Source organism: Sorangiineae bacterium MSr11954 (assembly GCA_037157815.1).
Taxonomy (GTDB): Bacteria; Myxococcota_A; Polyangia; order Polyangiales; family Polyangiaceae; genus Pendulispora; species Pendulispora albinea.
The window spans coordinates 10,931,884-10,944,098 of sequence record CP089984.1; the positions used below are offsets into that span (position 1 = coordinate 10,931,884).

Annotated in this window: 11 protein-coding genes; 7 read left to right on the forward strand and 4 right to left on the reverse strand. The window is 64.9% G+C overall.

Features of this window, described 5'->3' with window-relative positions; genetic code table 11:
- Positions 1–584: 584 nt before the first annotated feature.
- The 6 genes from LZC94_42825 to LZC94_42850 all read left to right on the forward strand — a co-directional run bounded on the left by LZC94_42825 (position 585) and on the right by LZC94_42850 (position 7,616).
- On the forward strand, positions 585–959 hold the full coding sequence (locus tag LZC94_42825; GenBank protein ID WXB14547.1) for a hypothetical protein: 375 nt from the start codon (positions 585–587) through the stop codon (positions 957–959).
- Positions 956–2,461 (forward strand): IS21 family transposase, encoded by a 1,506-nt coding sequence (istA, locus tag LZC94_42830; GenBank protein WXB14548.1) that lies wholly within the window; start codon positions 956–958, stop codon positions 2,459–2,461. Before LZC94_42825 ends, istA begins: the two co-directional genes overlap by 4 nt.
- On the forward strand, positions 2,458–3,243 hold the full coding sequence (gene istB, locus LZC94_42835; protein ID WXB14549.1) for an IS21-like element helper ATPase IstB: 786 nt from the start codon (positions 2,458–2,460) through the stop codon (positions 3,241–3,243). Before istA ends, istB begins: the two co-directional genes overlap by 4 nt.
- A 1,843-nt stretch (positions 3,244–5,086) precedes the next feature.
- Positions 5,087–5,548, forward strand: coding sequence for a nuclear transport factor 2 family protein (locus LZC94_42840; GenBank protein WXB14550.1), 462 nt, complete (start codon positions 5,087–5,089; stop codon positions 5,546–5,548).
- Between the two features lie 323 nt (positions 5,549–5,871).
- A complete protein-coding gene (locus LZC94_42845; protein ID WXB14551.1) occupies positions 5,872–6,984 on the forward strand; it encodes a hypothetical protein in 1,113 nt (370 codons plus the stop codon).
- Between the two features lie 197 nt (positions 6,985–7,181).
- Positions 7,182–7,616, forward strand: coding sequence for a CBS domain-containing protein (locus LZC94_42850; GenBank protein WXB14552.1), 435 nt, complete (start codon positions 7,182–7,184; stop codon positions 7,614–7,616).
- A 17-nt stretch (positions 7,617–7,633) separates the two neighbouring features.
- Here LZC94_42850 and LZC94_42855 read toward each other — a convergent pair whose 3' ends face one another.
- Positions 7,634–8,581: an NAD(P)-binding domain-containing protein gene (locus LZC94_42855; protein WXB14553.1), complete on the reverse strand. Its 948-nt coding sequence runs from the start codon at positions 8,579–8,581 to the stop codon at positions 7,634–7,636.
- Positions 8,582–8,756: 175 nt separating this feature from the next.
- On the opposite strand from LZC94_42855, the gene LZC94_42860 reads away from it, so the two are divergent.
- Entirely contained in the window at positions 8,757–9,587 is an 831-nt protein-coding gene (locus LZC94_42860; protein ID WXB14554.1) for an AraC family transcriptional regulator, read from the forward strand.
- 14 nt (positions 9,588–9,601) lie between these two features.
- On the opposite strand, the gene LZC94_42865 is transcribed toward LZC94_42860, so the two are convergent.
- Genes LZC94_42865 through LZC94_42875 form a run of 3 tightly spaced genes read right to left on the reverse strand, consistent with a single transcriptional unit; the run spans position 9,602 to position 12,214 of the window.
- On the reverse strand, positions 9,602–10,597 hold the full coding sequence (locus LZC94_42865) for an Ig-like domain-containing protein (GenBank protein WXB14555.1): 996 nt from the start codon (positions 10,595–10,597) through the stop codon (positions 9,602–9,604).
- Positions 10,598–10,637: 40 nt separating this feature from the next.
- Positions 10,638–11,297: a hypothetical protein gene (locus LZC94_42870; protein ID WXB14556.1), complete on the reverse strand. Its 660-nt coding sequence runs from the start codon at positions 11,295–11,297 to the stop codon at positions 10,638–10,640.
- Entirely contained in the window at positions 11,294–12,214 is a 921-nt protein-coding gene (locus LZC94_42875; protein WXB14557.1) for a hypothetical protein, read from the reverse strand. The genes LZC94_42870 and LZC94_42875 overlap by 4 nt, the downstream gene beginning before the upstream one ends.
- Position 12,215 lies beyond the last annotated feature (1 nt).

The following is a 12,215-nucleotide window of genomic DNA, read 5'->3' on the forward strand; positions in this document are numbered from 1 at the left end:
GATCCCCTCGAGGCCCGTCTTGAAATGTTGGCGGGCGCCTCGAAGCGGGGAATTTCGGGCAGGCCGGTCTCGTGACGTAGTTGGCCACCGCGCGCCGGTTCTGGGACGATTTGGGATGACCGCCTGAAAAAAGAGAAGGGCCCGAAGTCTGACCACTTCGAGCCCAGGTCGCCCGCGGTGTGCACGCGTTCGACGATGACGTTGTCGCACGAGTGCCCAGCGCCGGCCCAATTCCTGGCGGCGCCGTGTGCACGACGCTCTCGATCTTCGACAAATTCAGTGCATTCGCGACACCTGTCGTCGGCTCATCCTGCTTTGCTCGTCTTGCGATCGGGGTCATCTCTATTGCAGTGAGACCTGTCGCGATTTGCAACGCGCCGAGGCTCGAGCCTTATCGAAGCGAAGGCATTGGCAGAGCTTCGAAGGTCGGTGGGCCACCGCCCGTCGGGTCGCTCGCCTCCGCGATCGCGGGCGAAATGTAACGGACACCGGTCGCCCAGAAGTTGGCCCTCCAGCAACCCTCGTTTCGCCCGAGCCGCCCGCCGTCACGGAGATGGCGCAGCCCTCGGCGATGGAGACGCTCGATGACCGACATTTGGATGGGGATCTCCCCCGGACCGCTCACCACCCGCGTACTCGCGATGGCCGGCGCCCGCGAGACGATCGTAAAGGCCAATCTGCGCGCGGACCCTGCGCACCCGCGCGCCCTCGCGACGCTGCTCGAGGCCGTGGCCCTCTGGCAGGGGCAGAAGGTCCGCGCTGCACTTTGTGCCAAAGACCGGGATGGGGCATCCGACTCCATCCTCTATCGCGCGGCATTCGGGGACGAGGGCGGATTGCTCTATTCGCTCGATTGGTTGCCCGCGCTCCCCCCGAGACGACGGCGCCATCGTGATCTCGCGGGCGTTGGCGATTTCAACGACTTGCGACAGTTGCTCCTCTTCGAGGTGGCTCGATGATCGCGCCCGAGCTTCGCTCGCGCATTCGCCGCCTCTTCTTCGCCGAGCACTGGAAGATCGGCACCATCGCGGCCGAGCTCCGGCTCCACCGCGACACCGTCGAGCACGCGATCGAGCCACAGCGATTCGCCAATGTCGCCTATCGCGCGAGCGCTTCGATGCTCGATCCGTACAAAGCCTTCATCCGCGCGACCCTCGAGACCCACCCGCGACTGCGCGCCACCCGCGTGCTGGAAATGATCGCGCAGCGTGGTTACGAAGGCTCCGTGTGGCCGCTTCGGCGATATGTTCGGCGCGTCCGGCCCATCTCTCGGCACGAAGCCTTTTTCCGTCTCACGACGCTCCCAGGGGAGCAGGCTCAAGTCGATTGGGGCTCGTTCGGTTCCATCACCATCGGCGAGACACGGAGACCGCTCTCGTGCTTCGTGATGGTGCTCTCGTATTCGCGGGCCATCTTCGCCCGTTTCGTTCTCGATCAAACGCTCGAGAGCTTTCTGCGCTGCCACGTGGCGGCTTTCCATACGTATGGCGGTGTCCCGCGTGCCCTCCTTTACGATAATCTCAAGACGGCGGTGCTCGAGCGCGTGGGCGATGTCATCCGATTCCACCCTCGATTGCTCGATCTCGCCGGGCACTACCACTTCTCCCCCCAGCCCGTCGCGCCGGCGCGCGGCAATCAAAAGGGTCGTGTGGAGCGCGCCATTCGGTACCTACGCGAATCGTTCTTTGCCGCCCGCGCGTTTCGCTCCGTCGAAGAGCTCAATCGCAAACTGGACGACTGGATTGGCAGCGTCGCACATGCGCGCATCGTCCCTGGCGATCTGCACAAGCGCACCATCCATGACGCCCTCGAGCAGGAGCGCGGACGTCTGCTCGCTTTGCCCGAGCACCCTTTTCTCTGCGACTACGTTCGAGCTACCGCCTCCGGCAAATCACCCTACATCCGTTTCGACGGCAACGATTATTCGATTCCTCATACCCTCGTGCGCAAGCCACTGACACTCGTCGCATCCGACGCCCTGCTTCGCATCCTGGATGGCAACACCGAGGTCGCGCGCTACCCGAGGTCATGGGAGAAAGGACGGCAGATCGAGACGCCGCAGCACCTCACGGCGCTCGCCGACGAAAAACGACGTGCGCGCGAGCATCGCGGTCGGAATCGACTCTTTGCCGTGTGCACGAGCGCCGAGCCCTTCCTCCACGAGGTCGCGCGCCACGGCGGACACCTCGGAGGGACCACGACCCGATTGTTGCACCTGCTCGAGGAGCACGGCGAAAGCGAGCTCCAAGCCGCCCTTTCCGACGCCCATCGGCGTGGCGCGTTCACCGCGCAATCGGTTGCTCACATCCTCGACCAGCGCCGACGCGCCCGCGGCGCTCCGCTGCAAGTGCCCCCCGTACTGCCCAACGATCCGCGCGTGCGCGACATCGTCGTCGCACCGCGCTCACTCGCCGTCTACGACAAACTCGCCAAGAGCCACGACGGGGAGGACGAGCCATGACCGAGCTTCGCGAGCGCCTTCGCGCCCTCGGACTGCTCTCCACCGCGAGCGCCTTCGACGATCTGGTCGCGCTCGCGACGAAAAAGCGTTGGGGATTGACCGAGATCCTCGAGTACATCGCCGACCTGGAAGAGAAGGACCGGGCCAGGCGCGGTCTCGAGCGGCGGATGTCGCGCAGCCGGCTGGAGAAATTCAAGCCGATGAGCGACTTCGAATGGGACTGGCCGACCAAGATCGACCGACCTCTGGTCGAATCCGTCCTCTCTGTCGACTTCGTCGCGGCGCATCGCAACGTCGTGCTCGTGTCGCCGAGCGGGCTTGGAAAAACGATGATCGCGCAAAACATCGTACATCGCGCGGTGCTCGCCGGGCATTCCGTGCTCTTTCTTTCGGCCGCAAAGCTCTTGCTCGATCTCGGAGCTCAAGAGTCGGCGCGGGCGCTCGAGCGCCGGCTGCACTACTTCTCCAAGATCGGCCTTCTCGTGATCGACGAGGTGGGGTTTCTCGCCTTCGACAATCGCAATGCCGATCTCCTCTTTCAAGTCGTCAGTCGAAGGTACGAAAAGAAGAGCCTCGTGCTCACCACGAACCTCGCTTTCAAGGACTGGCACACGATCTTCCCATCGGCCACCTGCGCAACGGCCCTCGTCGAGCGAGTGATTCATCACGCCGACGTGGTCACCATCGAAGGAGAGAGCTACCGAATGCGCGAATCCGAAGCCACCGCGAAGGACAGGCGGGCAGCCCGCAAGGCGAAGAAGGACCCGCCGGCCGACTCGTGACGGAATGGGCAGCCCGGATCATCCGCGTTCACGCGGCGACCGGGCTGCACCGAATTCTGCGCATCGACACGCTCGGCAACATTGAAAGCCGTCGACATAAGCGTTCACGTGCGCGCTCACCGCACGAACGTCGTTCCCGAACGTGCCGCTGATTCGCCCCTCAACGCGGCTCGGTCGCGAGACTCGCCTGTGGCGATAGGGACTGTGTGAGCTCGACGGAGAGGCACTCCTGGCGCGCAACGTCCGCGAGGCGGCGCGTCAAGTCCGGATTGCCGACTGCGGACAGCGAGCCTCGGCTCCCCCCGTAGCCTGCACGTCCGACGGCACCGACCGAAGTCCATTTCGAGATCATGCATACCCGCATAGGGCTGGCCGGAGAGGCACGAAGATGCAAAACATCATTCGGTATCTATCGAATTGGGATACGTCTTCGGAGCTTCTCATCCCGTTCGGCACTGCAATGCAGCATCGCGACGCGCGGATGGTCGTACCTCGATATGCGCCGAAGTACGCTTTCTGCGCCGCCTCGCCAATGGATCGGGCGACGAGCATCGACATCATGGGACGCTGCGACCTGGTGGGAGGTCCCCGCGTGCCCTCGGCTCCCCCCTTGGCAAATGCACTTGCCAGCAATACACACGGGAGCCGAGGGACACGGCACGACATAGTATCCTAAACAATCAACGGCAATGCCGTTTACGAGCTAGGATCTCGAGTCACACAGATGGAATTTTGCGGCATCAATCGCTGCACTGAATATTTCCATTGTTGTTGACGAGATCACTGCAGCAGCGCCCCGACCACGCGGGGTTGTATGTCAAATTGCCATTTCTTTGTCGGCACCACCTTGCGGATGCCCACTCATAGCAGGACCCCCCACCCCAGTTGGCTCCGTCACACGAATTGACGAAGGAGGGAACCCCATCCTTGGCATCGCTCGACGCCAATGGTGTCTTCTCTACATCATCGGTCGCATGATTCGTTTTCGCGCTCCGAGTTTCCACACTACCACCGCTGGTCGGGGCAGCTGCACCTGCTACGGCCGTGAACAACCCCGCTACTCCGATAAGGGTGCCCAGTATCGTGTATTTCGCCATGGTTTGGCCTTTCGGTTTCCGTCCAATCACGAACTTCAAGATTGGCAATATTGTGGCTGTTGTTGGGATAAGGATTTGGGTCGCGACCGATTAGCTATCCAGCAACAGACATGCCCGGGGATATGTAGCGTTCTGATCGGCGTTGATTCGCGGAAATTCAAAGCCTGCGAGGTATGCGAAATCGATTGAGTGTATCTTTTATTGGGTGCGGTACACCGTCCTGGTACATCGAAGTGTTCGACTCGGTACATCGTTCGCGTTCGTCCGCCACGGCGATGTGCGCGCGCAGAAACGAGCCCAAGCACATAATGGATGATCGGCGCCGGCCATCATCGACGCATATTACGTGCACGCACACTCCGCGAGATCTTTGTACCTTCATTTACGTCCCCGGGACCGAGAACGGCGGGCGGCCACTCCACGGAGGAAACCAATTCCGGCAGGCCTGGCGCGGCGGATGGTGGAGAGCACCAGGGTCGTCGAGCTTCCATCCGCCCGCGAGTCGCTGGGCAATGAACCGCTCATGCCATGACCATCGAAGGCTCGTTCCGAGCCCACCGTCGCCGTAACTGTGCTTCGCTTCGTACAGGAACGGTCGACCCTGCGTGAGGGCGTTGGACGTGGGGAGGGCACCGCCACCCTGGGGCTAACCGGTCGTCCCGGATTTTGTGCCGGTTGCGGCAGCGGGGGGGCCGTTGGCGGCTTGGACCGAAGGTGGACGGGGCCGCATTGCTAGGCCATGGGCCATGACCAAAGGCTCCAAGTTCGTGGCGGTGGTGATGGCGGCCCTTGCGGTGGCGGGGGTGGCGTATGGTGCGGCGCCGGCGGATCCGACGGCGGAAATTTTGCGGATCGATGATCAGTGGGTCGATGCGATCGATCGGCATGATCGGGCGACGCTCGACGCCATCGTCGCCCCCGATCACATCGAGACCACCCCGCGCGGCGTGCTCTATACGCGCGCGCAGCTCTTTCGCTTTCTCGACGGGCCGGCGCCACGAAGTGCCACCGGGCAAACCTCGAAGCTGAGCGATCGCCAAGTGCACCTCTATGGCAACACGGCGATTGTCACCGGGATCAACACCATCACCAACACCACCCCGGCGTCGATCGTCACCATCCGCTTCACCGACGTGTTCGTGAAGCTCGACGGACGATGGCGCGCCGTGGCTGCCCATACGTCACGGGTCGAGCCGGCCCCGAAGTAGGCAAGCGCAACCCGGAAAGCTCCGGCAGTCACGCCAGGCCATACCCGCGATAGCCAGATCGCATAGCGTGGGTGATCGCGATTTCTCGTCCACGATCAGAACACGCGCATTCCTGCCCAGTGGCCCTTCCGACAACACCGGCACCGCCATCTCCGCCCGGTCACCGACATCGATGCCCAACGCGCGGCGCGCGAATTCGTCGAAAGGTCGTTCGGCAAGGTCGGATTTGCGCGTGGAAGGGCGGAGATGGGCCGCCAGCGGGCGACGCAAATGCCTTCGGGGTGGTTGACGGTGCCGGGAAGTTCCATAATCTCTCGACGAACGTGATCGTACGCTCGAAGGTGCCTGCGGCTCTGAGTTTCGGCCTCGCGCTGCTGGGCGCGGGCGCCTCGTGCGGTGGAGGTATCGAGACGGATTTTTTCCGGGGGGCCGATCGCGATGACCCACCTGGAACGCCGTCCGATCTGGACGGGGGAGCGTCGCCCTCCAAGGACGGCGGTTTGGATGCTCCCGTGCGCGATGGTAGCGCCACGGGCGATGGCGGCACCACCGCGCCGCGTCCACCGAACGACGGCATCTGCACGCCAGGGAGCATGGCCGCGGGGACCTACGATCCCGATTGCGTTTATCTCTTGGGAACGACGCGCGAAGGTTCTTGCTCGTACGATGCGTTCATCTTTCCAAAGAACCCAACCGACCGCGTATACAACTTCGGTTGCTCGCCATGGTTGGCGTTCGTGCGGCCGACCGATGGGCGCTTGATCTTCACGTCCTCTGCCAATGATGGCCTCGCCGCGTACGCCTATCGCCCCGCAACGACGCGGTCCCAGTGGGATTGGCAGCAACTCCAAGCCCACGAGAAGATCGAGACATGCCGCCATCTCCATCGTATTTTCATGTTTCCCGATGATGGTAAGTTGCTCTACTTCTGTTCCTTCAACGATGCTGGCATTGGGCCTTGGGTCGAAGGCTCCAGCGAGCCCTTTGCCATGGCGGGCTATTACCCGATGGCCGCGGGAGAAGGGCGGACCGTCCTCGGTGCCGATACGGAGCCCGAATTGCACTACGCCATCATCGCCAATGGGCGAGCGACTCCATTGAAGGATATGGAGGGCGCCAGCATATCGACGGTGCGGTCACGCCGTGGGGGCGGCTTCTTCATCGTCAGCTCGCGCCTCTGGGTCCGCGCGGAGCTGCGCGAGGTTTTGCCCACCGGCGAGACGAAGATTCTCGGTACCTACCAGACCGATCGCCCGACTGGACCCGCGGGCCCGCAATGCGTGATCGAGCCAAACGGCGCGCTCGATTGCATCGCGTCCCGCGATTTCCACGACGAGATCGTGAGGTATACGTTCAATGCGTTGCCCGAGGTGCTTTACGAAGAACGCACGAACGACGTGAAGATGCACATTTCGCTTCTCGTCACGGGTCCCTGAAGATCCCGGCAGCACCGGCCCACGTGCGCGTGCCGCGCCATCGATGCCGATGTGCGCGCGCTTCGAATCGTGCCGGTGATTCCAAATCGTACGGTGAGCGGATGAGCCCCTCGAACGCGGCGACGGCAGCTCTGCGCGTGGCGCCTACTTGACGGCGCTGCGCCGGGGCGGGAGCCTGAAGGCGAGAGGAGGTTCTCATGCCGCCTGCAGCCGCTGTTCCCCGACCCGTGGTGTCGGTTCCGAAGGACGCGACGGTGATGGACGCCGTTCGAGCGATGGTGAACCGCAATGTCGGGGCGGTCGTGGTGCTCGATGGTGTGCAGTTGCTGGGCGTGTTCACGGAACGTGACGTGGTGATCCGGGTCGTGCTCGAGGGCCTCGCCACCGAAACGACCCCGGTCGCCGAGGTCATGACCAAGTCGGTCGTCACCGTTCGCGAGGACGCCGATCGATCGTCGGTGCTGAAGCTCATGGCGGATCATCACATCCGTCACCTGCCCGTCGTCGATGCCGACGGCCGCGTCAAGACGATGCTCTCGATGCGCCATTTGCTGCGGGCCGAGGTGCAGGATCTGAAGCAAACCGTGTGGAGCTTGGTCGCGGAAAACTCCGCCGATGGCCCCGGCGGCTGACGGCGCTCGCGCGCGACCTAAGGGTTCGCGGGGTTGGCGGGGTTCGCGCCGCGGGCCGCGGCGATCGCGAGGTAAAGGGCGGCGACGTCGCTCTGCGCGTGCCCGGCGTCGGTCACGTGCCGGAAGATTTTGTCGAGCGCCTCGGTGAGGCCGCGATGGAGGCCGTGCTCCTCGTTCATCTGGTGAATGAGCCGCGCGGACGCGTAGCAGGTCTCGACGGACGAGAAGGTCGACTCGTCGGCCTCGAAGCGGCGTTTGTCGATCCGCTTCAACGTCGAGAGCACCGCGCTCGTGAGCACCGGCATGGTGGCTTCGAGCGAGCTCGCGAACTCGTCGACCGGATAGTCCTCCGCCTCGCTAAGGGCCGCGCCTTGAAGCGCGCCGAAGAGCGAGCCCCATAGAACGATGAGGAGGGAAGCGTCCAGCGTGCTGGCGTGGCCGACATTGGCGCCGACGTAAACGTGCCCGCCCAGCGCCGCGAACACCGGTTGGTTCGCCTCGAAGAGCTCCTTGGGTCCCGAATAGAGGATGTGGCCTCCCTCGGTGCCGATGAATTCCGGCGTCGCCATGATGGCGCCGTCCAGGTAATGAATCTGGTGCTCGCGCGCCCACCCCGCCATTTCCTTGGCCTGGCGCGGTGTGCCGGTGGCCAATTGCACGAAGAGCCGCTCGCGCAACGCCTTCGTCACCGCCGGTGGTTGCACCAGCTCGAGGCTGGTGGGGTAGTCGCTCACATTGCCAATGATGACGTCCGAGCCCGACACGGCGTCCTCGACCGATCCCGCCACCCGGGCGCCTTTGGCCGCGAGCGGCGCGCACTTGGATGCCGTGCGGTTCCAGACCGTGACGGCAAAACCGCGCGCGAGAAGCGCTAGGACGAGGGCGGAGCCCATTCTTCCCGCGCCCAGAACGGCGATTCGTCGCTTGGTGGGGGCCTCGGCATCGTTCACTTGGACCTTGCTCATGAAATCCTCCTGCGCGGCACGCTCGGTGAGCCTCGCACCCCGTTCAGTAGATCCCGGCGCGCGCGCGGTCGCACACGATCCGATGTTTCGAGAGCACGAAGTGCTGGCCAGCGGCCGAATGGCGCGGGACCGGTCCGCTTCGATCGCGCCGTGCGAGCTGCTAAGATCGCACCGTATGAAGGAATCGCGTAAGACGGCGACAGGCGCTCGACCCCGCGACGCGCGGATCGGTCTCCGCATCGAGCGGCGCAACACGTCGGTCGGTGGGCACCATCATGCGGCGATCCCGGATCATCAGATCACGTTGCACACCGGCCCGCCCGTGCGGATCTCGTGCATCCCCAAGGGACCTCGTTGTGTGCGCAACCGCGGTGAAATCAACGTGGTTCCCGCGGGCGTGAGCGAGAAGTGGATCGAGGACGACGCCAGCGACGTCATGGAGCTGCGACTTCCAGCGCCCCTGGTGCGCCTGGCGGCCGAGGAGATGGGGCTCGATCCCGACCGCGCGGGCATCGTGCCCCAGTGCCATGTGCGCGACACGCAGATCGAGCACATCACGTGGGCGCTGGCCGCCGAGCAGGGCGCGAACGCTCCGAACGGCCTTATCTATCGGGAAAGCCTGGGCATGGCGCTCGCCGTTCATCTCTTGGCGCGCTACCCCGCCCCCGCGGCGCCGCGCCGGCTCTCGCAAAGTCAGCTCGCGATGGTCACCGAGTACATCGAGGCCCACCTCGGCGAGGATGTCTCGCTTTTTCAGCTCGCGCGCGTTTCGGGGCTCAGCGCATCGCACTTGCGCGCGCTCTTCAAGCGCTCCACCGGGGTTCCGGTGCACGAATACGTCATTCAGCGACGGGTCGAGCGCGCGCGTGCCCTTCTTTTGCGCGGGGATTTACCCGCGAGCCAGGTCGCGCTCGATGCGGGGTTTTCCCATCAGAGCCACATGGCGCGCTGCATGCGGAAGGTGCTCGGCGTTACCCCCGCGTCCATCGTGCGATCGCGCGCGTGAGCGGCGAGGCGTGCTCACCGCTCGAGCTCGAGGATGAACTTGAACGAAGGATCGCCGAGGGGACCGAGCTTCACGTTGTGGTCGTGTGCGCCGTCGATGGTGAACCGCACGGCGTGTGTGATTCCCGCGCAGGCGGGCGGCTTGGGTCCGTTGAACGTGAGGGGCACGGGCTGCGCCGTCGCTTCATCCTGAATGGCGACGGGCACGGCGCGGTCGAGATAAAAGGTGTACCCAACGGGAGCGCTCGCCCCCGGTGACGGGGCGGGAATTCGCGTGAACCCTTCGCGGGCGGGCGGGAGGCTCACCTCGTAAATTTTATGCCCTTTGTCCGCGTTGGGCGCGCCGGAGGCCGACGGCGTGGCGGTCACCTTGGTGGGGGCGTCGAAGATGGCGTGAAAGCACGCGTGATTGAGGTTGCCGTCGACGTCACCCGTTTTGAAATCGAGCACGCCATCGCCGAGCGGAGGCCCTGAAGCATCGAGCGGCCTGCCGGAAGCCGCGCGCAGCGCGCGAAGGTCGAGGCGATAGGCGGTGCGGGGCTCGAGGGGTGGATCGCGATCGGGCACCGGGCCAAAAACCGTGAGCTCGATGCTGCGCGCATCCGGAGCCCAGACGCCTTCGATCGTCCGCGGCGCCCCCGCGTCTGCGCCGCCGGAGATCAAGGTCGCGCGCGTTACCGTGGTATCCATCGCCGCGTCGAAGCGCACGGTGATGCGTTTGCGTTGGGCGAACTTTCCCCCATTGTCGTAGATCTCGACGGGGTACACGTCGGTCGCGCCCTCCGTGGGGTCCGATGAGAGGACGTGCGGAGATCCCGCGTCGCCTGGCGGGGTGGCGTCCTTCCCCGCGTCGGGGCGCGGATCGTTGGAGTCGGGCCTTTGCCCGGCGTCCGGATCGGGGCGCGGCGAGATGGACGTGTCGTCCGAGGAGCAGGCGCCGAGGGACGCGGCGAGGGCTATGAACAAAGTGGGAAATGCCGCGACGATGGCGCGGTGTTTGCGAACAATCATTATTTTCTCCTGCGAAAGCACTCGAACGAGTGCCGTGGCTTTACGGGTCTTCGAACTCGATCTCTTCGATCACCAGGGCGACCCGGCTGGCGCCGCTGGCACCGAGGGAGCCGCTGGCGCCGAGGGTCAGCTCGTATGTTTCGCCTTGGACCAGCGGGAGCTTCGTGACGTAGGTGAGCCCCGCGCACTTGCCCAAGGTGCTCCCCGCGCACACGGGTGCGAGGGTCTGCCCGCTGCGCGCGGTGACCACCAGGCCCGGATCGATGTCGGCGTAAACCATGTATGGGCGCGATTTGCGTGCTGTGTAGCGCACGATGCCCGTGTGGCTGCCGCACGTTGGGGGGAGCGTGACGACGAACTCCGTGTGGGGTTCGCTCACGTCGGGTGCGGCTTGCGCGCTGGCGGCGGTAACCGCGCGGCTCGGGCCGTAGGTGCGGTGAAGGCACGAGTGCTCTTCCAAGGCTTCGTAGTCTTTGCCGGAAGGGCAGACGCGGAGCGCGGGATCGCTGGGTTTCGCGGCGTCGCGGTTTTCTCCGGCGTCGCCGGTCGCGCCGTCGCACGAGGGCTCCGGCGCCGCCGCGTCGGCGATGCCCGTATCGCGCGTGCCGGCGTCGCCCGGCTTCGGGCCGGCAGCGGGCTCGGAGCTCGCGCTGCACGCCGCGAACATCGACGCGGCGGCCAGGGGCAGCGCGCGCATCATAACGACTTCACCGTGCAGAGCCCCAAGCCGTTGACGTGCGCTTGCGATGCCGACGACGCGAGCACGAAGGAGGCGAGCGTGGACGACGCCAGCGGCACGCTGCCCGCGTTGTAGCGGATGGCCTTGCCCGCGTCGTCCTTGAGCGGGGTGCCGTCCAGGCCTCGAAGGTCGGTCAGCGACTGCGATCCGAGCTCGTCGAAGGTGATGTCCGTATCGTCGCGGGTGGCGGCGGCGATGGCGTCGAAGCGCATCGAGGACAGCTCGCTGCCGAGCGAGTCCCAGAAGAGATGGTCGACGTGGACGGTGATTTCGCCCGTGGTCACGCCGTTGTTGGTGACCACGAAGCCGTCTTTGCCGTCGACCCCGTTCGTGCAGTTGGAGTTCTGCGTGGGGTTTCGGAGGCCCCAGCGGAAGGAATACGACTTGCCGCCCTTCTCGGCCGCGCCCTCGATCCAATAGTTGTATTTTCCACGAATCATGGCATCGAGGTCCGCTTGGGCGACGCCGTTCACGTTCACCGCTGCGCCGGTGGGCGGCAGGATGCGAAAGTGGAAGCGGTCCCACCGGCGGACGGCCAGCTCACGGTACGTGGCGAGGACCGCGGGACCCTTGTGGAGATCGGCGACATAGGTTTCGCTGCCTTTGAACGCCTCTTTGCCGTCGGAGGTGTGCAGGTGCAGCGCGCCGACGGACACGATGAACTTCGAGAAGGTGACGCGCCAGCCATCGGCGAACGAGAGCCTGTGCCCGTTCTTGTCGTACGGGTAGCCGACCACGGCGGCGCCTTCGCCGCTCACCTGGATGGCCACCGTCCCCGATCCCGAGCCCTCGGTGCCGGTGTCTTCCCCGCAGCCGCCGAAGACCGAGAGGGCCAGGGCCGCGAGCGCCGCGGACGCGAATGTGCAAGCTGATTTCATG

Coding starts and splice junctions, on each gene's coding strand:
- LZC94_42825 (WXB14547.1), top strand. CDS start 585: ATGACCGACATTTGGATGGGGATCTCCCCCGGACCGCTCACCACCCGC.
- istA (WXB14548.1), top strand. CDS start 956: ATGATCGCGCCCGAGCTTCGCTCGCGCATTCGCCGCCTCTTCTTCGCC.
- istB (WXB14549.1), top strand. CDS start 2,458: ATGACCGAGCTTCGCGAGCGCCTTCGCGCCCTCGGACTGCTCTCCACC.
- LZC94_42840 (WXB14550.1), top strand. CDS start 5,087: ATGACCAAAGGCTCCAAGTTCGTGGCGGTGGTGATGGCGGCCCTTGCG.
- LZC94_42850 (WXB14552.1), top strand. CDS start 7,182: ATGCCGCCTGCAGCCGCTGTTCCCCGACCCGTGGTGTCGGTTCCGAAG.
- LZC94_42855 (WXB14553.1), bottom strand. CDS start 8,581: ATGAGCAAGGTCCAAGTGAACGATGCCGAGGCCCCCACCAAGCGACGA.
- LZC94_42860 (WXB14554.1), top strand. CDS start 8,757: ATGAAGGAATCGCGTAAGACGGCGACAGGCGCTCGACCCCGCGACGCG.
- LZC94_42865 (WXB14555.1), bottom strand. CDS start 10,597: ATGATTGTTCGCAAACACCGCGCCATCGTCGCGGCATTTCCCACTTTG.
- LZC94_42870 (WXB14556.1), bottom strand. CDS start 11,297: ATGATGCGCGCGCTGCCCCTGGCCGCCGCGTCGATGTTCGCGGCGTGC.
- LZC94_42875 (WXB14557.1), bottom strand. CDS start 12,214: ATGAAATCAGCTTGCACATTCGCGTCCGCGGCGCTCGCGGCCCTGGCC.